This is a genomic window from Pantoea sp. GCM10028869 (assembly GCF_042666835.1).
GTDB classification, from domain to species: Bacteria; Pseudomonadota; Gammaproteobacteria; order Enterobacterales; family Enterobacteriaceae; genus Pantoea; species Pantoea leporis.
In genome coordinates, this window is record NZ_JBHTGO010000006.1 from 113,424 (window position 1) to 136,510 (window position 23,087).

16 protein-coding genes are annotated in these 23,087 nt (G+C 54.0%); 9 read left to right on the forward strand and 7 right to left on the reverse strand.

What is annotated here, in order from left to right:
* Positions 1-198 precede the first annotated feature (198 nt).
* The 3 genes from uxaC to ACFQW4_RS16770 are packed head-to-tail and all read left to right on the forward strand — an operon-like array spanning position 199 to position 4,560.
* On the forward strand, positions 199-1,614 hold the full coding sequence (gene uxaC, locus ACFQW4_RS16760; protein WP_110867398.1) for a glucuronate isomerase: 1,416 nt from the start codon (positions 199-201) through the stop codon (positions 1,612-1,614).
* A 2-nt stretch (positions 1,615-1,616) separates the two neighbouring features.
* On the forward strand, positions 1,617-3,065 hold the full coding sequence (locus ACFQW4_RS16765) for a tagaturonate reductase (RefSeq protein ID WP_377726286.1): 1,449 nt from the start codon (positions 1,617-1,619) through the stop codon (positions 3,063-3,065).
* A gap of 4 nt (positions 3,066-3,069) precedes the next feature.
* Complete coding sequence (locus ACFQW4_RS16770; RefSeq protein WP_377726288.1) at positions 3,070-4,560, forward strand: UxaA family hydrolase; 1,491 nt, start codon at positions 3,070-3,072, stop codon at positions 4,558-4,560.
* 44 nt (positions 4,561-4,604) lie between these two features.
* Here the strand turns inward: ACFQW4_RS16770 and sstT are convergent, their stop codons facing one another.
* From sstT to ACFQW4_RS16785, 3 genes are all read right to left on the reverse strand, one after another.
* Positions 4,605-5,852 (reverse strand): serine/threonine transporter SstT, encoded by a 1,248-nt coding sequence (gene sstT / locus ACFQW4_RS16775; protein ID WP_101762914.1) that lies wholly within the window; start codon positions 5,850-5,852, stop codon positions 4,605-4,607.
* 232 nt (positions 5,853-6,084) lie between these two features.
* Positions 6,085-7,056, reverse strand: a complete 972-nt coding sequence (locus ACFQW4_RS16780) for a TerC family protein (RefSeq protein ID WP_008103489.1) — start codon at positions 7,054-7,056, stop codon at positions 6,085-6,087.
* A 271-nt stretch (positions 7,057-7,327) separates the two neighbouring features.
* Entirely contained in the window at positions 7,328-8,314 is a 987-nt protein-coding gene (locus tag ACFQW4_RS16785; RefSeq protein WP_377726416.1) for a Gfo/Idh/MocA family protein, read from the reverse strand.
* A 139-nt stretch (positions 8,315-8,453) separates the two neighbouring features.
* On the opposite strand from ACFQW4_RS16785, the gene ACFQW4_RS16790 reads away from it, so the two are divergent.
* Positions 8,454-10,142, forward strand: coding sequence for a chloride channel protein (locus ACFQW4_RS16790; RefSeq protein ID WP_137386575.1), 1,689 nt, complete (start codon positions 8,454-8,456; stop codon positions 10,140-10,142).
* On the opposite strand, the gene ACFQW4_RS16795 is transcribed toward ACFQW4_RS16790, so the two are convergent.
* On the reverse strand, positions 10,139-10,639 hold the full coding sequence (locus ACFQW4_RS16795) for a M48 family metallopeptidase (protein ID WP_101762916.1): 501 nt from the start codon (positions 10,637-10,639) through the stop codon (positions 10,139-10,141). The genes ACFQW4_RS16790 and ACFQW4_RS16795 overlap by 4 nt on opposite strands.
* Before the next feature lie 81 nt (positions 10,640-10,720).
* Here ACFQW4_RS16795 and rlmG point away from each other — a divergent pair, with 81 nt between their 5' ends.
* Positions 10,721-11,839: a 23S rRNA (guanine(1835)-N(2))-methyltransferase RlmG gene (rlmG, locus tag ACFQW4_RS16800; RefSeq protein ID WP_377726290.1), complete on the forward strand. Its 1,119-nt coding sequence runs from the start codon at positions 10,721-10,723 to the stop codon at positions 11,837-11,839.
* Here rlmG and ACFQW4_RS16805 read toward each other — a convergent pair whose 3' ends face one another.
* From ACFQW4_RS16805 to ACFQW4_RS16815, 3 genes are all read right to left on the reverse strand, one after another.
* Positions 11,840-13,843: an FAD-dependent oxidoreductase gene (locus ACFQW4_RS16805; protein ID WP_377726291.1), complete on the reverse strand. Its 2,004-nt coding sequence runs from the start codon at positions 13,841-13,843 to the stop codon at positions 11,840-11,842. It abuts the gene before it with no gap.
* 322 nt (positions 13,844-14,165) lie between these two features.
* Positions 14,166-14,789 (reverse strand): response regulator transcription factor, encoded by a 624-nt coding sequence (locus tag ACFQW4_RS16810; protein ID WP_101762919.1) that lies wholly within the window; start codon positions 14,787-14,789, stop codon positions 14,166-14,168.
* A gap of 99 nt (positions 14,790-14,888) precedes the next feature.
* On the reverse strand, positions 14,889-18,521 hold the full coding sequence (locus ACFQW4_RS16815) for an ATP-binding protein (RefSeq protein ID WP_377726294.1): 3,633 nt from the start codon (positions 18,519-18,521) through the stop codon (positions 14,889-14,891).
* Positions 18,522-19,002: 481 nt separating this feature from the next.
* Between ACFQW4_RS16815 and ACFQW4_RS16820 the strand changes: the two genes are divergently transcribed.
* From ACFQW4_RS16820 to ACFQW4_RS16835, 4 genes are all read left to right on the forward strand, one after another.
* The gene (locus ACFQW4_RS16820; RefSeq protein WP_101762921.1) at positions 19,003-19,704 is read left to right on the forward strand and encodes a response regulator transcription factor; all 702 of its coding nucleotides are present in this window, start codon (positions 19,003-19,005) and stop codon (positions 19,702-19,704) included.
* A 170-nt stretch (positions 19,705-19,874) separates the two neighbouring features.
* Positions 19,875-20,906: an L-idonate 5-dehydrogenase gene (idnD, locus tag ACFQW4_RS16825; RefSeq protein WP_110867381.1), complete on the forward strand. Its 1,032-nt coding sequence runs from the start codon at positions 19,875-19,877 to the stop codon at positions 20,904-20,906.
* A 9-nt stretch (positions 20,907-20,915) separates the two neighbouring features.
* Positions 20,916-21,680, forward strand: a complete 765-nt coding sequence (idnO, locus tag ACFQW4_RS16830) for a gluconate 5-dehydrogenase (RefSeq protein WP_101762923.1) — start codon at positions 20,916-20,918, stop codon at positions 21,678-21,680.
* Positions 21,681-21,758: 78 nt separating this feature from the next.
* A complete protein-coding gene (locus tag ACFQW4_RS16835) occupies positions 21,759-23,078 on the forward strand; it encodes a gluconate:H+ symporter (protein ID WP_008103467.1) in 1,320 nt (439 codons plus the stop codon).
* Positions 23,079-23,087 lie beyond the last annotated feature (9 nt).

A 23,087-nucleotide genomic window follows, 5' to 3' on the forward strand; every position in this document is an offset into this window, starting at 1 on the left:
ACCTTGCGGCCAGTGTGTGTTAGGGCTAAAGATCGTTAAAACAGCCATTTAACGCATTATCCGCAACATAATCGTCCATATACCCACAGTGAAACTGTCATTATTGTGAGTCGGATCGCAAACAATTTTGCCGCCCGTTTAAATTGGTATGATAACTTTTAGTTAAAAGCCATCTGGCTACAAAATGAGGAAGCAGGTATGTCGCGTTTTATGAGTGAGGATTTTCTACTCGACACCGAGTTCGCCCGTCGTCTGTACCACGACTACGCTAAAGACCAGCCGATTTTCGACTATCACTGTCACTTACCGCCGCAGCAGATTGCCGATAATTACCGCTTCACCAACCTCTATGACATCTGGCTGAAAGGCGATCACTACAAATGGCGTGCAATGCGCGCTAACGGCGTGCCGGAAGCGTTATGCACCGGCGATGCCAGCGATCGTGAGAAATTTAACGCCTGGGCGCGTACCGTGCCGCATACCATCGGCAATCCGCTCTATCACTGGACGCACCTCGAATTGCGCCGCCCTTTTGGCATCACCGATGTGCTGCTGAATGAGCAGAGCGCAGATCGCATCTGGCAGCAGTGCAATGAACTACTGGCGCAGGACGCCTTCAGCGCGCGCGGCATCATGCAGCAGATGAAGGTGAAAATGGTCGGCACCACCGACGATCCGCTCGACGACTTACAGCATCACCGCAAGCTGGCGCAGGACAGCAGCTTTGACGTCAAAGTGCTGCCGAGCTGGCGTCCAGACAAAGCCTTTAACATTGAGCTGGAGAGTTTCCTACCGTGGATTCAGCGCTTAGCGCAGGTCGCGGATGTTAACGTGCAGCGCTTTGACGATCTGCGCCGCGCCTTAAGCCAGCGACTCGATCACTTCGCCGCGCATGGCTGCAAAATTTCCGATCACGCGCTGGATGTGGTGGTGTTTGCGGAAGCGGATGACGCCACGCTGGATGGCATTCTGGCGCGCCGACTGCAAGGTGCAGCGCCTTCCGCTGAAGAGACGGCCCAGTTTAAAACTGCCGTGCTGGTGTGGCTCGGCAGCGAATATGCGCGTCGCGGCTGGGCGCAGCAGTATCACATTGGCGCGCTGCGCAACGCTAATCGCCGCCAGTTCGATATTCTCGGGCCGGATGTAGGCTTCGATTCGATTAACGATGCGCCGTTGGCGATTCCGCTGGCGCGTCTGCTGGATGCGCAAAACCGCAATAACGCGCTGCCCAAAACCATTCTTTACTGCCTCAACCCGCGCGACAACGAAGTGCTGGCGACCATGGCAGGCAATTTCCAGGGTGAAGGCGAACCCGGCAAGATGCAGTTTGGTTCGGCGTGGTGGTTTAACGATCAGCTGGATGGCATGCAGCGGCAGATGACGCAGCTGGCGCAAATCGGCCTGCTGAGCCGCTTCGTCGGCATGCTAACCGACAGCCGCAGCTTCCTCTCTTACACGCGTCATGAATATTTCCGTCGTTTGCTGTGCCAGATGATCGGCAATTGGGTGGCGCGGGGCGAAGCGCCTGAAGACGAGGCGTTGTTAGGGCAGATGGTACAGAACATCAGTTTCAACAATGCGCGCGATTACTTCGGTATTGAGCTGGGAGCCTGATAATGCAGCGACTCAACCGTCACGATTTTCCTGGCGCGCACTACAGCGAGCGCGTTATCCAGTTTGGTGAAGGCAACTTCCTGCGCGCCTTTATCGACTGGCAGCTCGACTGGCTTAATCAGCATCACAATACCGATGCGGGCGTGGTGGTGGTGCGGCCGCGCAACCGTGTGGTGGAAGAGACGTTGAATCAGCAAGATAGCTTATACACCACGCTGATTCGCGGACTCAATGCGGCGGGTGAGCAGGTGAGTGAAGCCCGCCTGATCCGCAGCGTGAATCGTGAAATCCAGCCGTATCAGCAGTTTGATGCGTTTCTCGCGCTGGCACGCGCACCGCAAATGCGCTTTGTCTTCTCCAATACCACAGAAGCCGGCATTGCCTTTGCGGAGCAGGATCGGCTGGACGACACGCCCGCCTCATCCTTCCCCGGCAAGCTGACGCAGCTGCTGTGGGCGCGCTTCAACCATTTTGCCGGTGCCAGCGATAAAGGTTGGCTGGTGGTGCCCTGTGAACTGATCGATTACAACGGCGACACGCTGCGCGAGCTGGTGCTGCGCTACAGCCAGCATTGGCAGCTGCCGCCGGCATTTGCCCGCTGGGTGCAGGATCACTGCGCGTTCTATAACACGCTGGTGGATCGCATTGTCACCGGTTATCCGGCGGATAGCGCGGCGATCGAAGCGTCATTAGGCTACGAAGATCGCTATCTGGTGGCGGGCGAAGTCTATTACCAGTTTGTGATTCAGGGACCAAATGCACTGGCGCAGGAGCTGCAGCTGCACGCGCTGGCACCGGAAGTGAAGCTGGTGGAGGACATCACACCGTACAAAGCGCAAAAGGTGGCGATCCTTAACGGCGCGCACACCGCGCTGGTGCCGGTGGCATTTCAGGCCGGGCTGGAGAGCGTGGGAGAGGCGATGGATGATGCGCAGATGGCTGGCTTTGTCGATGCGCTGCTGCGCGATGAGGTGATCCCCACGCTGGATCTGCCGCGCGACGAGCTGCACGCCTTTGCCGACGCGGTGCAGCGTCGCTTCCGCAATCCCTTTATCCGCCATGCGTTGCTCTCCATCGCCCTTAACGGCATGACCAAATTCCGCACCCGTTTGCTGCCGCAATTGTTGTTGTCGCAGCAGCAAAACGGGCAATGGCCTGTGCGGCTGACCTTCGCCTTTGCCGCGCTGCTGGCCTTTTATCGTGGTGCAGAGGGCAAACGTCACTGGCCGCTGCAGGACGACGAACAGTGGCTGCAGCGTTTCGCTGAACTGTGGTCAGCAGTAAATAACGATAAACAGACTCCAGAACAGTTGGTGCGCGCGGTACTCAGCGACGCCAATCACTGGGGCGAAGATCTCACTCAGCAGCCCGGATTAGTGGCTGCGGTCAGCCAACACCTGCAAAACATCATCGTCCACGGGATGCGGACGGCGTTGACACAACTGAGATAACGCTATGCAAGATGCCATTAGAATCCATTCACGCGACAACGTTGCTGTGGCGTTGCGCGATTTGCCAGCCAATACCCAGGTCGAAATCAATCAACAGGCGATCATCTTGCAGCAGGAGGTTGGACGCGGCCATAAGTTTGCGCTGCAGCCTTTAGCCACCGACGCGCTGGTGATCAAATACGGTTTGCCGATCGCGCACGCCACTCAACCGATTGCGGCCGGCGAAATCATTCACTCCAGCAATGCGCGCACCAACCTAAGCGACGTGGATGAGTACGACTATCAACCCGATTTTCTCGATCTGCCGCCGCAAGCTGGCGATCGCGACGTGCAGATCTATCGTCGCGCCAGCGGGGAAGTGGGCATCCGTAATGAGTTATGGATCCTGCCCACCGTGGGCTGCGTCAACGGCATCGCGCGGCAAATCCTGACGCGCTTTATGAAAGAGACCAATGACGCCGAAGGCATTGATGGCGTGCATCTGTTCAGCCATCCGTTTGGCTGTTCGCAGCTCGGGCAGGATCACGAGAACACCCGCACCATGTTGCAGAACATGGTGCGCCATCCCAATGCCGGCGCGGTGCTGGTGATTGGGCTTGGCTGCGAGAACAATCAGGTTGATGTGTTTCGTGAAACGCTTGGTGGCTTCGATAGCGATCGCGTGCAGTTCATGGAGTGCCAGAAGCAGGATGATGAAGTGGAAGCGGGGCTGGAACGTCTGCACGAACTCTATGGTGCCATGCGCGCGGATCAACGCCAGCCGGGCAAACTCAGCGAGCTGAAGTTTGGCCTGGAGTGCGGCGGTTCGGATGGTTTTTCCGGCATCACCGCCAATCCTATGCTGGGCTGTTTCTCTGACCAGATGATTGCCAACGGCGGTACCACGGTGCTGACCGAAGTGCCGGAGATGTTTGGCGCAGAGCGCATTTTGATGAGTCGCTGCCGCGATGAAGCCACCTTTGAAAAAACCGTGGCGATGATAAATGACTTCAAGCGCTACTTTATCGATCACCAGCAGCCGATTTATGAGAATCCATCACCCGGCAACAAAGCGGGCGGCATCACCACGCTGGAGGAGAAGTCGCTCGGCTGTACGCAGAAGGCCGGACAAAGTCAGGTGGTGGATGTGCTGAAGTACGGTGAGCGCCTGCATACACCGGGACTGAATCTGTTAAGTGCGCCGGGCAACGATGCGGTTGCAACCAGCGCGCTGGCGGGCGCTGGCTGTCATATGGTGCTGTTTACCACCGGACGCGGCACGCCGTACGGCGGTTTTGTGCCGACGGTGAAGATCGCCACCAATACGCAGCTCGCCGAGAAGAAGCCGCACTGGATCGATTTTAATGCCGGGCGTTTGCTTGAAGGAATGAGTATGGCGGAGATGCTGGAGGACTTCGTCGACATGATTGTGGCGATTGCCAATGGCCAACCCGCGCGCAACGAAACTAATGATTTTCGCGAGTTAGCCATCTTTAAAAGCGGTGTGACCTTGTAAAACCAGGTCGCCATGAATGGCGACCCATATTCAAAAACCTTACCTTACTCCGATTCTGACACCGTACGACGCGGCTGGCGCTCGGCTTCGGCCTGGCATACGGCCGCGGTAAACAGAATATCCGTCGAGGAGTTAAGCGCAGTCTCGGCGGAATCCTGCAGCACGCCAATAATAAAGCCCACCGCCACTACCTGCATCGCCAAATCATTTGGAATACCAAACATGTTGCAGGCTACCGGGATCAGCAGCAGCGAACCGCCGGCCACACCGGATGCGCCACAAGCACACAGTGACGCTACCAGACTCAACAGAATGGCGGTTGGAACATCCACCGCAATACCCAGCGTATGTACTGCCGCCAGCGTCAACACCGTGATGGTGATGGATGCGCCAGCCATGCTGATGGTGGCACCCAGCGGGATCGACACGGAATACGTGTCTTCATCCAGATTGAGACGTTTCGCCAGCGCCATATTGACCGGAATGTTGGCCGCTGAACTGCGGGTGAAGAACGCGGTGACGCCACTTTCACGCATGCAGGTAAACACCAGCGGATACGGGTTGCGGCGAATCTTCTGGAACACCAGCATTGGGTTGATTACCAGCGCCATAATCAGCATGCAGCCGAGCAGCAGCGCCAGCAGATTGGCGTATTCCCACAGCGCGTCAAAGCCGGTTGAGGCGAGAATAGAGGCCACCAGACCAAAAATTCCCAGCGGCGCACAGCGGATCACACAGCGCACGACCCAGGTCGCGGCATTGGACGCGTCATTAAGAAACGCTTTGCTGCTTGGGCTGGCATGACGAAACGCCAGCCCCAATCCCAGCGCCCACACCAAAATACCGATGTAGTTGGCATTCATCAGCGCTTCAATCGGGTTCGACACCATGCTCATCAGCAAACCGTGCAGCACTTCGGTAATACCCGACGGCGGCGTAATTTGCGTGGCGCCGACGTTCATCGACAGCGTCTGAGGGAACAGATGGCTGAAGATCACCGCCACAACCGCAGCAAAGAACGTGCTGAGCAGATACAGCATGATAATCGGGCGGATATTGGTTTTTTGTCCCTGCTGATGGTTAGCGATCGAAGAGATTACCAGCACCAAAACCAACAGCGGCGCGACGGCTTTTAGCGCACGCACGAACAGCTCACCCAGCAAGCCAACGGCCAGTGCGGCATCGCGTGAGAACCACGCCAGCGCCACGCCCGCCACCAGGCCGATCATGATTTGTTTTACCAGGCTTCCTGCGAACAGTGCGCCCAGACGTCCAATAAAGTTGTTTTGCATATCACAGTCTTTTTATATTCGCGGTCATGAGTATTGTGCGCGGTTCCACCACGCACAACGGTTTGCCCGGCGGAGTATAAGGAAAAGAGCTTATGAGGAAAGAGATAATTCTGTGCATGCGCAGCAGATCGGTTTTTTGATCTGCTGATGATGGGAAGTGTGACAGATATATAAAAGGTGAAGGTTGCCACTGGCGAAACAAAGCAGGGGCGATTAGCGCCCCTGCAGAAGATTATGGTGAGATCTTCTTCTGGTCGTTTCTGTGGTTTACCCAGGCGTTGATCAGCAGCGTACCGCCGAGAATTACACCCACCACCGTCAGCGAGATGCCGACGGGAATGTGATAGAACTCGACAATCAGCATTTTGATACCGATAAACACCAGCACAATCGCCAGGCCATATTTCAGCATCGAGAAACGCTCCGCGACGTTAGCCAGCAGGAAGTACATGGCGCGCAGGCCGAGAATCGCAAACAGGTTGGAAGTCAGCACAATGAACGGATCGGTGGTCACCGCGAAGATAGCGGGAATGCTGTCCACGGCGAAAATCACATCGCTCAGTTCAACCATGATCAGCACCAGCAGCAGCGGCGTAGCAAACAGCACACCGTTTTTGCGGGTGAAGAACTTCTCGCCGTCCAGACTATCGGTCATGCGCAGATGTTTGCGCAGCCAGCGCACCACCGGTTTGTCGCCCACCGTGCTGTCATCTTCCTCTTTCGCCAGCGCCATTTTCAGGCCGGTGAACAGCAGGAAGGCGCCAAACACGTAGAGGATCCAGCTGAACTGAGTAACCAAATAGCTGCCAGCGAAGATCATGATGGTACGCAGCACAATCGCGCCCAATACGCCATAAATCAGCACGCGGCGCTGCAGGTTGGCCGGTACAGCGAAGTAGCTAAACAGCATCAGCCAGACAAAGACGTTATCCACCGCCAGCGCTTTCTCTAAAACGTAGCCAGTGAGGAAAGCGAGGGTTTGCGCGGTGGCGACTTCACGTCCGGCGGTGCCGTCGAGATACCACCAGAAGGCGGCGCTGAACAGCAGTGAAACTGACACCCAAATCAGCGACCAGACCGCTGCTTGTTTGAATGACATGGTTTGTGCGCCGCGTCGGCCCTGTAATAGCAGGTCGATCGCCAGCATGATGAGCACTACGACAGCGAAGCTGCCCCAAAGTAACGGTGTGCCAACTGAGTGCATAGTCGTATCCTTTTCCAGAAATAAAAAAGCGGCTGAAGTCAGAAGACGTCAGCCGCTTTGATCGTGCTGCAAGCAAACCTCGCCTTCCGGCAAGGTCTCACTTACAACTCAGAATAGATTCCGGGTTGCCTGACGACCGGATGCGTAACGCATATTGCGTGGCGCATCGTAATGACGATCAATCAGCGTAGAAGTTACTCCCCTTTGCAGCGCTAAACATACGGAGTTCGATAATCGCTTTCAAGAGGGCTTTGGAAATGTTTTGCAATATTTACACTTCAGCCTGATCCGCCGGGAATACCACGCCGGTCTGGCGACGGATTTCCGTGAGCAGTTGCGCCGTAATGCGCGAGTTTTCTAAGGCCGCATGCTCAACTTCACCGGCTTCCACCAATTTGGCGAAGGTTTCGGCTTCATACAGCATGGTATTGATGTGCTGCGGCTGCGTCAGGTTTTGGCTCTCGCCACCGCGCGGGATAAAGTGCAGTTGCTGGCACTCGGAGATCTTTTCAATCACCAGCGATCCCGCTTCGCCCTGAATTTCACTCGGGATCAGTGAATCGCTGACCTTTGAGTGCAGCAGCGTGACATCAAAATCGCCGTAGCCCAGCACCACCACGCCATGCGCATCAACGCCACTTTCCAGCAGGGAAGCTTGCGCCTTGACCTGCTGTGGCGCACCCCACAAGGTGACAGCGGCGGCGAGGCAGTAAAAGCCGATATCCATCATCGAGCCATTCGACCAGCGAGGATTAAAGGTATTCGGGTTCTCACCATCCAGATAGCGCTGATAACGCGAGGAATACTGGCAATAGTTGATCAAGGCTTTACGCAGTTTGCCCAATTGCGGCAGCGTTTTTTGCAGTTGCAGGAAGGTGGGCAGGCTGGCGGTTTTAAAGGCTTCGAACAGCACCACCTGATGCTGGCGCGCGCAGGCAATCATCGCCTCGGCTTCACGCAGGTTAGACGCCATCGGCTTCTCGCAAATCACATGCTTGCCATGCGACATAAACAGTATCGCCTGCTCACTGTGCAGCGCATTCGGACTGGCGATATACACCGCATCGATCTCACTGCTGGCGGCAAGCTCATCCAGAGAGGTGAAGGTCAGCTTACAGGGATAATCCACCACAAACGCGTCGGCCTGCTGCTGACTACGCGAATAGACGCCGCTCAGCTTCATCTTGCCGGTTTCATGCGCGGCGTCGATAAACTGGCGGGTAATCCAGTTGGTTCCCACGATGGCGAAACGAATCACGTGCTGCTCTCCTGCTAAAGTAAAACGGCAGAGTAACATGTTCATCTGAGCGCCAGGCAGGCGAAATTTGATCCTGAGATCCGCATTCCAATATGATGATGCCGCACAACTTTTTAACCGACTTAGCGGGGACGCGCGGGTGAGTGGAAGTAAACATGCTCTGAACTGGACCACATTACTGATCGCCATCCCCGTTGGATGTGTGGCCTCGCTGGTGACGCTGGCCTTTCGCGGCGTGATTGAATTGATCAACCATCTGCTATTCAACAGTGACAGTGAAATCACCGTGGCGATGCATGTCTGGCCGTGGATCTTCTGGCCGCTGCTGGTGGGCGCGGGCGGCGTATTGGCCGGTTTTTTCCTGCGCTATGCGGTGGCGATTGAGAAACAGGAAACGGTGCAGACCGATTATCTGGAGGTGATCAACGCGCGGCTCGATGCGGTACCAACCAAAACCTCGCTGTTCCGTGCGCTGTCATCGATGGCCAGCATCGGCAGCGGCGCGTCGATTGGTAAAGAGGGGCCGATGGTGCAGCTATCGGCGCTGAGCGGCAGTTTAATCGGGCGCTGGCTGCCGAAATCGCTGAATCTGCGCAACAGCGATATCGTGGCGATGGCCGCTGCTGCCGGGCTTTCATCGGTGTATCACGCCCCGTTGGCGTCGGCGATATTTGTCGCGGAGATCGCTTTTGGCATCTCGGCGCTACAACGCTTGATTCCGCTAATTGTCTCGTCGGCGGTGGCGGTGATGACCATGTGGTCGCTGGGTTTTCGCAGCGCGCTATATCCGTTATCCGAAGCGCTATTCCAGATGGATATCAGCAGTTTGCTGATGACGTTGCTGATTGGTTTTGTCGCCGGTATCGCCGGCTGGCTGCTGATCAAACTGATTGCGCGCAGCAAGGCGCTGTTTGGCCGCGTGCGTTCGCTGCCGCTGCGGCTCGGCGCCGGTGGATTAGCGGTGGGGTTTTTGGCGCTGATCTCCACCGATATTCTCGGTAACGGTTACGAAGTGATCGTGAAAATCATTGATGGCCAATATCTACTGATGGGATTACTGGGATTGCTGGTGCTAAAAACGCTGGCGACCACGCTGTCGGTGGGTTCCAACGCGGTGGGCGGGCTGTTTACCCCTTCCTTATTGATCGGCGCACTGCTCGGCGTGGCGCTGGCGCAGATGGGTGTGATGCTGCATTTACCGGTCGGCAATACTTTGCTGTATGCGGCCATCGGCATGGCGGCGGTGCTGGCGGCGGTCAGCCAGGCACCGTTAATGGCGATGCTGATGGTGCTTGAGATGACGCTGAATAGCAGCCTGCTGTTCCCGATTATGATCGCGTCAGTGCTGGCCTCGATGGTGGTGTATCGCCTGCAATCGTCCAGCACTTATCCGGTGGTGAGCAGCCATTTCAGTCGTTCCGAAGCCAAGTATGATTTCGATAACATGCGTGTCGATCAGTTGATCATTCCCGGCGCGGCGTTGCAGCCAGAAGAGTCAGTAGGGCAGGCGCTGGCGGTGAGCTCGCTCAAGCGGGAACGTTATGTCTATGTGATTAATAGTGAAGGGCAATTTCTCGGCGTGGTGTCGATACACGATATCTCACGCAAGGTGTTGTCGCAGGAGATCACGCTGCATTCGCCAGTCAGTAGCGTGATGGACAATAACTTTCCTTGCATTTATCAGAATCAAAGCATGCGCGAAGGCTGGGAAGCCTTTGCCCGCGTCACGCTTGAACGCCTGCCGGTGCTAAATAATCCGCAGGAGCGCCGTTTTATGGGCGCACTGACCAAAACCAGCCTGATCCAAAAAGCGCAGGAGTTTCTTTAAGCCGCGTTGCCGCGCATCGCCTGATCGGTCATCCACAAGCGTGCGTCAAATTCGAGCTGATGATAATCCGGTTCCATGTGGCAGCAGAGTTGGTAAAACGCTTTGTCGTGCTCTTTCTCTTTCAGGTGCGCCAGCTCGTGCACCACGATCATGCGCAAAAACGCTTCCGGTGCGAGGCGGAAGAAAGTGGAGATGCGAATCTCCGCTTTGGCTTTTAGATTGCCGCCTTGCACGCGCGAAATCGCCGTATGCAGCCCCAACGCGTGCTTCATCACCTTGATTTTATTGTCCCAAATCACTTTGCTCACCGGCGGTGCGCTGCGCATATAGCGGTTTTTCAGCGCCTGCGTGTAATCATAGAGCGCGCGGTCGCTGACGATATTGTGCGTATCGGGATAGCGTTGCTGGAGAAAGGCACCTAAGCGCTCATGTTCGATCAGCGTCTGAACCTGCTCGAGGATGTTTTCAGGGTAGCCCTGCAGATAGATTAATGACATTGGGATTCCCGGCGAAAGACAGTATACTGCGCCCCCTTTTTAGGGCGAAAATCGCGCAAAGTGTACCACGCCGGAGATTCCATGAGCCAACTTGAACTGACCAATCGCACGCTGACGCTGCACCGCTTCCCGCCAATGCGTGAGGAAAGCCCGCTACAGGCGTGGGATTCCGCCGATGAATACCTGTTGCAGCAAGCGCTGCCTGAGGGACCGGTTTTGGTGTTCAACGACAGCTTTGGCGCGCTGACTTGCGGGTTGGGTGCACGTCCGGTGTGGCACGTCAGCGATTCACTGCTGAGCGAACAGGCGGCAAAACAGAACCTGCGACTCAATGAGATGGATGAAGATCAGGTGCATTTTCTCGATAGCCTGGCGCCATTGCCGGCCGCACCGGCGGTGGTGATGATCAAAATCCCCAAAGCGCTGGCGCTGCTCGAGCATCAACTGCGTGCACTGCGCGAAGTGGTCACGCCGGACACGCTGATTCTGGCGGCGGCGAAAGCCAAAGATATTCACAACTCCACGCTGCAACTGTTCGAGCGCATCCTCGGCGAGAGCAAAACCTCGCTGGCGTGGAAAAAAGCGCGTCTGATTTACAGCCGCTTCACTGCGCCGCAATTAGCGGATCAGCCCGCCACCATCGTTTGGCCGCTGGATGATTCTGAATACCAGATCCACAATCACGCCAACGTGTTTTCCCGCGCGTCGCTGGATGTGGGCGCACGCTTCTTTATGCAGCATCTGCCTTTTGACATTGAAGGTGAGATTCTCGACCTGGGTTGTGGCAACGGCGTGATTGGCTTGCTGGCACTGGAACAGAACCCAAACGCGGACGTGCTGTTTTATGATGAATCCTACATGGCGGTGGCATCAAGCAAACTGAACGTGGAAGTGAACCGTCCGCAGGATATGGCGCGCTGTCAGTTTCGCGTTAACAACGTGCTGAGTGGCTTCCCGTCCGATCGCCTGCACGCGGTGCTGTGCAATCCGCCATTCCATCAGCAGCACGCGGTGACCGATCATCTGGCATGGCAAATGCTGCGTGATGCGAAACGCTGCCTGCAGTATGGCGGCGAGTTGCGCATCGTCGGCAACCGCCACCTCGGTTATCACGTCAAAATGAAAAAGCTGTTTGGCAACTGCGAGCTGGTGGCGTCCAACGCCAAGTTCGTGGTACTGCGTTCGGTCAAACTGCGCTAATTACACACTCAGCGCCAGTTCGGTCGCCTGAGCGATGGCGCGGCGAGCATCCAGCTCCTGCGCCACATCCGCACCCCCAATCACACGTACGGATTTGCCACGCGCGCTGAGCTGATCCGCCAGCAGGCGCAGCGGTTCCTGTCCGGCACAAATCACCACGTTATCCACCGCCAGCGTCATCGCTTCGCCCTGATGACGCAGATGTAATCCAGCATCATCAATCTGCAAATATTCGACGTCGCCCCACATCTGCACGCCGTGCGCCTGCAAGCTGGCGCGGTGGATCCAGCCGGTGGTTTTCGCTAAGCCTGCGCCCGGCTTGCCGGATTTGCGCTGCAGCAGCCAGATTTGCCGATCGGCGGGCTGTGGCTGTGGCGCAATCAAACCACCTCGCGCCTGCAGGCTGCGATCGATGCCCCAGCTTTGGTAAAAATCGTCATGGCTGGTTTGATGCAGCAGAAACTCAGCGGTATCAAAACCAATGCCGCCCGCGCCGATAATCGCCACGCGTTTTCCCACCGGTTTTTTATCGCGAATCACATCAAGGTAGCTCAGTACGCTGGGATGATCGATGCCAGGAATCGTCAGCTGGCGCGGCAAGATACCGGTTGCGATGATCACTTCGTCAGCGGCTGCCAGTTCGTCAGCGCTGACGCGATGTTCCGTTTTAATCGTTACGCCTGCGGCAGCAAGTTGGTGACGGAAATAGCGCAGCGTTTCACTGAATTCGGCTTTGCCGGGAATCTGCCGGGCGATATTAAACTGCCCACCAATTTGCGCATCGGCCTCGTAAAGCGTGACCTGATGGCCGCGCTGCGCCGCCTGCAGCGCGAACGCCATACCCGCGGGCCCCGCGCCCACCACCGCCAGCTGTTTCGGCTGCTTGGTGGCGATCACCGGCATCAACGTTTCGTGGCAGGCGCGCGGATTCACCAGACAAGAGGTGATTTTGCCAACAAAGATTTGATCGAGGCAGGCCTGATTACAGGCAATGCAGGTGTTGATGGCATCGGGCTGGCCGGTTTCGGCTTTACGGACAAAAGCCGCATCGGCGAGGAAAGGGCGCGCCATCGAGACCATATCAGCGATGCCATCACGCAAAAGCTGTTCAGCTACGTCGGGATGGTTGATGCGATTGGTGGCGATGACCGGCACCGATACGCGCTCGCGCAGGTGCTGCGTGACCCAGGCAAAACCAGCACGCGGCACGCAGGTGGCGATGGTGGGAATGCGCGCTTCATGCCAGCCAATGCCGCTGTTAAACAGCGTAACGCCGCACTGCTCCAACGCTTGCGCCAGTGAAAGCGTCTCTTCCAGCGAGCTGCCGTTATTGACCAAATCGAGCATCGACAGGCGGAAGATAATGATGAAGTCGCTGCCGACGGCATCACGAACCGCTTGCGTCACCGCTAACGCAAAGCGCTGGCGTCGCGTCACATCGCCGCCCCAGTCATCCTCACGCTGATTGGTGTGCGCCACCAGAAACTGGTTAATCAGATAACCTTCCGAGCCCATGATCTCCACGCCGTCATAGCCGGCCTGTTGCGCCAGTTTGGCGCAGTGCGCGAAGTCCTGAATGGTTTGCTGAATATCCGCATCGCTGAGCGCTTGTGGCGTAAAAGGATTGATCGGCGCCTGTAATGCCGATGGGGCAACCAGGTCACGCTGATAGCTGTAGCGCCCGGCATGCAGAATTTGCAGCGCGATTTTCCCGCCTTCTGCATGCACCGCATCGGTGATGATACGGTGCCAGTTGCACTGACTTTCCTGGTTGAGGATCGCTCCGCCTTGTGCCACCACGCCTTGCGGATTGGGCGCGATACCGCCAGTGACAATCAGCGCCACGCCTTCACGCGCGCGCTCAGCGTAAAAAGCGGCCAGGCGCTCTGCGCCCTCGGCGTGTTCTTCCAGTCCGGTATGCATCGAACCCATCAGAAAACGATTTTTAAGCTGGGTGAAACCCAGATCCAGCGGGGCGAACAGGTGGGCATAATGCTCAGACATAATCACATACTCAGAGAGTGGTCGGATGAGTGAACTCTAGCGGGATTTTGCAGGGAAGGAAGTGTGTGGCGTTCAGCCTGTGAGAAGTATCAAAAAAAAGCAGGGCGGTAAGTCGCAGACGAAAGTATCGGACTTCTTTCGGCAGGCACGGGAAGAAACCTACTCGCCCTGTAATAGCATGAAGAAGGGGCTAATAAATTAGCTCTGTGGTTATTAATTCCTTTATAACTCAATCTTTTTAAAAACTGTCCGGGGTTAGGACAAGGCATATCATGCCACGCCATAACGTTATTAATCAGCAAGACTAGTCTTGATTTTTCTTTCAACAAGCCCCATTGCGACGTGCAAGTTCGATGATATCAACCAGGTTTTTTGACTCAAGTTTTTGGAATATCTTTGTTTTATAAGTGCTGATTGTTTTATTATTTAATCCCAATTCGCAAGCGATGGTTTTATTCGACTTCCCCTGTGCGAGCTGTCGCAAAATTAAATTTTCACGGTCAGTCAGGCGAGAAAGCATATCTTGCTCATTTGCATAACGCTGACGTTTGTCCAGAATGTCGCCCGGTAGATAATTCACATTATTAGAAACGCAGCCAATGGCGGCGATCAGTGTTTGAATGGGATCGTAAGTTGACACGAACCCGTTCGCGCCTTGGCTAAGTGACTGTATTGAAAGATGGTTGTTGCTATCCCGACTAATCAATATGACTTTCATCCACGTCTTTGATTTGACGATATCGCGTAGAAATGCGATGCCATTTTTTTCTTTAAAGTCAGGGTCTAATATTAGTATGTCGATGTGTTGATGAATGATATCATCAATACCATCGTTAATTGTGTGCGCAGTAGTGACACAATTAAAGCCATTCATTAATAATAAAGCCTGCACGCCGGCGGCAACCAAACGATGCTCATCAACGATGAGAATTTTTGCATTAAACATATCTCTCCCTTTAACGGCACCGTAATGATGACGTTGACGGCCATTATGTCCGGCAGATTAATAGGGCGAACCGAGAAATGTCTCGATAAGATTATGATTCTATAAATCTTGATGTTTTTTCAGGCGATGTTTCTCAAATTCTTGCAAGGACTCATTAACACGTTTCATTTCCTCGACAATCTGCTGAATTAACACTTGCGGATCGAGGGCTTCCTCGCGGTGTTTCTCCAACTTGCGGCCCAGTTCAGTCAAGGTTGGAGCATTTAGCATTGCTGCTCCTCCTTTTAATTTGTGACCCAGCTGTGACAGGGCGCTGACATCATCGGTTTGCTGAAGTGATACCAACAACTCATCGTGGCTGGTTCGTATGCTGTTGAGTAACACCAGACAACCTTCACTATCCTGTTCGGCCAGTTGTGTTAACAGCTGTGGGAAAGAGGAGATACTTGCTGCCGGCGGGGCCTGGATTTCTGGTTTTATGGCGCTGCGCCGGGTACAACGTGCAACCTGAGCAAGTAAGCTCTCTAAATCCAGCGGCTTGAAAAGACAATCGTTCATTCCCGCCTGAAGGCAGCGTTGCATAATATGCTGCTCAGCCGATGCAGTCAGGCCGAATAGCATGATCGGTGTTAACTGATGCTCATGCTCGTATAGACGCAGCGCTTCAGCGAACTCAAAGCCGTTCATGCCCGGCATATTACAGTCTGTGATGATGAGGTCGAAACGTAATGGATCCTGCTGCCATAACGTCAGTGCTTCTGCCGCACTTTCACTCACCATGACTTGATGGCCGGCCAGTTCAAGCTGTTTCCCAAGCAGTAATCGGTTGGGTGCGTGATCATCGATGATCATCACGGAGAGCTTGTCGGAGATCAGCGGCTGCGACAAATGAGGCTGTGTTTGATCCTGCGGTTCACCGGGCAAGGCACGGAAATAAAAAGAGAACACCGCGCCTTCCCCTGGCGCACTTTCCACAATCAGCTCACCATCCAGTAGATGCGCCAGATTACGACAAATGCTTAATCCTAATCCGGTGCCAATTTGCTGCTGCTGACGATCGCCCACCTGCACAAAAGGTTCGAAGATGGCGTGCTGTTGGTCCTCCGTCATGCCACAACCTTGATCGCTAACTTCGATCACGAATTCACAACCGTCCTCCTCCTGCGCAATGCCCTGCATGAGCACGACAGTGACAGTACCGTAATCGGAAAACTTAATGGCGTTGCTCAATAGGTTGGAGAGAATTTGATTCAGCATCAATGGGTCTGTCTTCACCCAGTAAGCAGCAATATCCATCTCTACCCGCAGTTCAAGTCCCTTAATCTCTGCTTTATTACGAAATAGCGTAACCGCTTGATCGAGAACATCAGGAAGGTAGACCGTTTCTAACGTTGGTTGATAAAGGCCGGACTCGATTTTCGACAAATCGAGAATATCGCCAATCAATGACAGCAACGCGCGTGCCGAATGGTACGCAACCCGGATGTTCTCTGAGAGTGAATCAGCCGGTTGCAAGCGAGTTTCGAGCTCCAGTAAGCCAATCATGGCATGCAGTGGCGTGCGGATTTCATGGCTCATGCTGGCAAGAAATTCACTTTTGGAGCGGTTGGCTTTATCAGCCACATCTTTGGCGAGTTGTAACTCCTGCAGCAGCGCATTGCGTTCAGTGACATCCAGCCAGCCCCCAATAACACCTGCGACATCACCGTGCCGATCGCGAAACGGCAGCGTCCAGTGATAAAGCTGGAATGTCCGCTGTTCAAAATCCATGTGTATATCGCGCATGACGGCTTCGCCATCCAGTAAGGTTTTTTGATAGCCATCTTCAATACTGTGAATACTGGCGTTATTGCCAGTAAGAACGTCCGACAGTCGTTTACCGATGACATCTTCTCGCTGGAAATCCATAAAACGTAGGTAGGCATTGTTGCAATCCACTAATCGGGTTTGTTTATCGCGGATATACATGGCAACGGGCGAGTCATTGAAGAGTGTATGAGTGAAATTGAGCTGATTTTTCAATGCATTTTCAGCCTGAATACGCTGCTGAATAACCTTCCGCAGATGACGGTTCCACAGCAAAATAAGGGCTATCAATCCGGCCGAGACGGACACGATCAGCAAGATAACTTGTTTGTAACTCTGCCATGAAGCACTGAGGAACGGCATCTCTGACTGACGCCAATGTGCCAGCAACTTGAACATGGTTTCGGGAGGAATCGCGATCAAGGCTTTATTGAGAATGCTAATCAGCGTTTCATTACCGGGTTCAACACGCATAACAAAACGTGCCGGGTCTGCACCCAACGTGGTTTCAATAATCAGGTCATCTGCATAATGGTTGTGGAGCAGATAATCCACAAAAATTTTTGGCAGCACTACCGCATCGATTTCATGCGCCTGCAGTTCGCGCAAGGCCTGCAAAGGATCGTTGATATAGGCGAGGTTCAGATGGGGATAATGCAGAAGCATCCAATCCTTCATCTGCCGATTGTTCAGCATGAGAGCCGAGCCAAAGGGAAAAGGATCCCGAGCCATAATATTCCGAGGGCGTTTATGGCGAATAATGACCCAGTGTGAAACCAGCCATGGGCGGGTTATTAACTGAGGTGGCATATCCGGGGTAAGCATCTCAAGCGCATACAGATGTGGAAAATGCTTATCGGTTTGGTTACGTCCACTTTCTTCCTGAACTTCTGAATTAAATGTAATGCCACTTTGGTTGGCTATCAGATCTAAAACATCAATGATCATGCCGCGAAACGGCATGCTTCCGTTGCGACTGCTGAGTGGAGCGAGGGTTTGCGGTAGTGCGGTGTTAATACGCGGGTGTGCCTGTAGCCATTTCTCCTCTTCATGCTTGAGTGCAAGCGGATTACGCTGCAGCACATGGTACGTATCCAGTTGCCAGCGCTTCGCTATCTGCATGCGAATAGAGAGAGGAATTTGTGTTAAGGAAAAATTAATCGCTTCGGCAAGTTGTGGATAACGCGGGCTAATGCCAAAGCTGAAATTCATTGGAATAGCGTGGTCATCTTTGGTTATATCCAGCGCATTTGCGAACATGAAGCGATTAAGGTGCGTAAGTGTGGCGGCATTGCCCCATACACGCTCTGTTTGGCCAAATACTGTTGCTGCGACAGCATCGTAGTAACCAGGAAAGCGAACTAAAAGGTCGCTCTTAAAAGTCTCTTCTAAATGTGCACGCATCAACGCTGAACCAGACCAGGCCATGCGATTGGGTTCATCAATTTTTAATGGAGCGTTCTGCCCAGACTTAAAACCGATCGCTGCATAATCCAGCATCCAGGGGTCGCTGGCGATCAAGGTTTGCGGCTTTGATACTGAGGGGGGTTCCACATAGATCGCTAATAGTTGCATTTCTCCGCTGGTTACGGCTTCCTGGGCCGCGCTATGGCTGGCGTAATAATGGATTTCTATTGTGGTATCCAGCATATTCTGAATCAGAGAGAGATAATCCGCACTCACGCCTTCGAATCGTCGCGTATCTATATCCATAAAAAGGGGCGGTTGTGGTTGCCCAGCGACAGCAACTTTGAGAACGTGATGACGAAACTCTGAAGAGATAGGTTCAGCCAGTTGTAAAGCAGGTTGAGCTACATCATATCGCGCCAGTAATTGCAGTTTTTTCTCTGATGCTATTAATGAACATGAAACTAAAGCCAGAAAAAATAATGCCAACAAGCGAAAAGTATTAAGATTAATTAGCACGCTGCCTTCTTAAGGTATCCATTAATATCTATTAGGACCAGGGATTATAAAGATATTATTATCTTTCGCTCGTTCTATTCTTTTACTGTTAAAATTTTGCGACCATTCTCAAATATTTGATTTTTAGCGAAAGAGAGAGGGTGATGACGATGTCACTATATGATGTTCATTTCTTAGCTTATTCAGTTAGTTAGATTGCCCCTTTTCTTTCAAGACAATTCTTATGTGGTCTTGTTAAGGAGTTAAGTCAGACTTTTCCCACTTTTACGTGAGCAGGAAAGTAAGAATCTATCACGGAAAAATATAAACCTAAAAGGGGTATATGAAAATGACCGCTATTAGGGTGACGCTATCGATTTAGAATTCTGATGTTGTGAAGGCTATTTTTTCACAGCTGTTGTAATCGACACCATTTATTTATTGAAGCGGGTGTGACAGTCAGAATTGGACAAAGTTAATGCTGTAATAAAGGAATAAACAAATGGTATATGCACACAATAAACAAGTGCGTGTGGCTGTCCTTGATGATCACCCCATGGTCCGTACCGTTTTCGAGTTGTGTTTGAAACATGAGCCCGATATTCATTTGGTGGGTACCTGGGCTTCAAGTAATGAATTATTTAATCAGCTGAGAAGTACCGTAGTCGATGTGCTGGTACTGGATTTCCTGCTGGGTGAACGTGAACTGGATGGTTTGGCGCTGGTGAAGCAACTGCGTAATCACCATCCCCAGCAAAAAATTCTGATCTCTTCTTCGATGGAGAGTCCGGCCATCGTCAAAATGGTGCTAAGCGCAGGCGTGAAGGGCTTTATTGGCAAAAGCCACAATATGCAGGAAATTACCCATGCGATTCGTCAGGTGGCGCAGGGCCGTTTGTTCTTGTCTAAAGAAGTCGCTTACGAGGTTGAAAATCTCTATGTCATGAGCGAAGAGTCGCTGGATGACAGCCTCGATTTCAGCAGCAAAGGCAATATGTATGAGAAGGTGAAAACCCTCAGCCCGCGTGAAGTTGAAGTGGTGCGTTGTTTTCTCGATGGTTTGAGCGTGTCGCAAATTGCCGTGAAGTTTAAGCGCAGTCGTAAAACCGTGAGCGGGCAGAAACAATCGGCGCTGAAAAAGCTCGGTTTACGTTCGGATTCTGAGCTGTTCAAATACAGCCACGACCTGATGTCAGGCTATTAATTCTCTTCACAGGCGGCCACTTACGGCCGCCTGTTTCCTCTTCGGCATCGCAGACTTCACGTTCCAGGTAACAGCTTTCCGTAACATGTTTTTAGGTGATGTTCATCACAGTTTTAAGCCGCATAACCCGGTCTGATGGCCCCCATTGCTACAGCTCTTATGGGGACGTTATGAATATCGAAACGCAATCCGGCGTAATCACTGGAAAAAAACAAGTCAGCGTTGCGCAGCAGCAGGTGAAATGGGACGGCAAAGGTACGCTGGTGCGTATCACGCGTGGCGGCATTTGTGGATCCGATCTGCATTACTATCAGGAAGGCAAGGTCGGTAGTTTTGAGATCAAAATGCCGATGATCCTGGGCCACGAAGTGATTGGTTATGTGGTTGAGAGCGACAATCCAGCACTTAAACCCCAACAAAAAGTCGCGGTAAATCCCTCTAAGCCTTGCGGCGCGTGCAAATATTGCCAGCGCGATCAGGAAAACCAGTGCACCACCATGCGCTTCTTCGGCAGCGCCATGTATGTGCCGCACGTTGACGGCGGTTTTACCCAATACAAAGTGGTGGATAGCGCGCAATGCGTGCCGTTCCCGCAGGATGCTGATGAAACGGTCATGGTGTTCGCTGAGCCGCTGGCGGTGTGTATTCACGCCACGCAGCAGGCAGGTGATCTCACCGGCAAGCACGTGTTTATCTCAGGCGTGGGTCCGATTGGCTGCCTGATTGCGGCGGCGGCCAAAGCGCGCGGCGCGGCCTCCATTGTGTGCAGCGATATCAGCGAGCGTTCACTGGAGATGGCGCAGCAGATGGGCGCAAGCGAGGTGATTCATGCCGCCGACGGCGATTTCGCGCCCTATCTTGCCGACAAAGGCTATTTCGATGTGGCGTTTGAAGCCTCCGGCCATCCTTCTTCGCTGCAGCGCTGCCTCGATGTGGTGTGCGCCAAAGGTACGCTGGTGCAGGTTGGCATGGGCGGCACCATTCCCAATTTCCCGATCATGGCGCTGATTGCCAAAGAGATTAATCTGGTTGGTTCCTTCCGCTTTACTCATGAATTCAACACCGCCGTCGAATGGCTGGCTACCGGCGTGGTAAACCCGTTGCCGCTGTTCAGCGGTGAGTATGCCTTGCAGGATATCGATGCCGCGCTGCAGTTTGCCGGCGATAAAACCCGTGCCGCTAAAGTCCAGTTAACCTTTTAAGGAGCAGTGATGAGCCAGTTATTTTCCCTCGAAGGCAAGCGTGTGCTGTTGACCGGTTCGGCGCGCGGCATTGGATATCTGCTGGCGCGCGGCCTGGCGGAAGCCGGTGCTGACGTGATCGTCAACGCCACCACGCACGAAGGCGCAGAGAAGGGCGCGGCGCAGCTGCGTGAGTTGGGGTTACGCGCGCACGCCAAAGCGTTTGATGTCACGCAATCGGCGCAGGTGAAACAGGCGGTAGATGAGATCGAAGCGGAGTGGGGCGCGATTGATGTGCTGGTGAATAATGCTGGCATCCAGCGCCGTCGGCCGTTCCTTGAATTCCCGGAGCAGGACTGGAATGACGTTATCGCGGTCAACCAGACCGCCGTATTCCTGGTTTCGCAAACCGTGGCGAAAAAAATGGTCGAGCGTCAGCAGGGTAAAATCATCAATATCGGTTCGATGCAGAGCGAATTAGGGCGCGACACCATCACGCCTTACGCGGCCTCCAAAGGCGCGGTGACTATGTTGACGCGCGGCATGTGCGTGGAGCTGGCGCGTCACAACATTCAGGTGAACGCCATTGCGCCGGGCTATTTCGTCACGGAGATGACTCAGGCGCTGGCTGACGATCCTGCCTTTACCGGCTGGCTAACCAAGCGCACGCCAGCCGCTCGCTGGGGCAAACCGGAAGAGCTGATTGGCGCGGCAGTGTTCCTTGCTTCCGGTGCATCGAACTTCGTTAACGGGCATCTGCTGTTCGTTGACGGTGGCATGCGCGTCGCCGTGTGATGACCGGGCGCGGCTGGCATTATCATCGGGCCGCGCCTAAACCTTAATCACCCCTCTGTATTCCTAAGGATAATAAAAATGCCAATAACCATCATTGTGCTGGGTGTGATACTGCTGCTGGTGTTGATGATTGTATTTAAGGTCAATGGCTTCATTGCTTTGGTATTTGTCTCGGCGGTGGTCGGTATTGCCGAAGGCATGACGCCACTGAATGTAATGGCCTCGATCCAGAAAGGTATCGGCTCGACGCTGGGCGGATTAGCCATGATCCTCGGCTTCGGCGCCATGCTCGGGCGGCTGGTTTCCGATACCGGTGCCGCACAACGTGTTGCTACCACGCTGATCGCCGCTTTTGGTAAAGAGCGGCTGCAATGGGCGCTGGTGGTGACCGGACTGATCGTCGGCCTGGCGATGTTCTATGAAGTTGGCTTCGTACTGTTGCTGCCGCTGGTGTTCACTATCGTGGCGGCTGCCGGTTTGCCGCTGCTGTACGTCGGCGTGCCGATGGTCGCCGCGCTCTCGGTCACTCACTGCTTCCTGCCGCCGCATCCTGGCCCAACGGCGATTGCCACTATCTTTGGGGCCAATCTCGGTACCACGTTGCTCTACGGCATGATCATCACCATTCCAACGGTGATTATTGCCGGACCGGTTTTCTCGAAGTTCCTTAAAAGCTTTGAGAAGTCACCGCCGGAAGGGCTCTACAACCCAAAAATCTTCACGGAAGAGGAGATGCCAGGCTTCGGCATCAGTATTTTTGCCGCGGTGATTCCGGTGGTGCTGATGGCGATTGCCGCCGTCTTCGAGTTGACCACGCCGAAAGAGAACGCGCTGCGTCAGTTCTTCGAATTCATCGGTAATCCGGCAGTGGCGCTGTTTATCGCGGTGGTGATAGCGGTGCTGACGTTGGGGCTGCGCAATGGCCGTAAGATGGAAGAAGTGATGGATATGTGCGGCGAGTCGATTGCCGCCATCGCCATGATTATCTTTATCATCGCGGGCGGCGGTGCTTTTAAACAGGTGCTGGTGGACAGCGGTGTGGGTAACTACATCGCCGATATGATGAAGGGATCGTCACTGTCACCGCTGCTGATGTGCTGGACGGTTGCGGCAATGCTGCGTGTGGCGCTGGGTTCAGCCACGGTGGCGGCGATCACCACCGCCGGTATTGTGACGCCAATTATCGCGGCCACGCATGCCGATCCTGCCTTGATGGTACTGGCGGTGGGTTCCGGTAGCGTGATCGCTTCACACGTGAACGATCCCGGCTTCTGGCTGTTCAAGGGTTACTTCAACCTGAGCGTGGTGGAAACCCTGAAAACCTGGACGGTGATGGAGACGCTGATCTCAATTCTCGGTTTAGCCGGCGTACTGGCGCTCAATGCCATAATTCACTGATCGATAAAG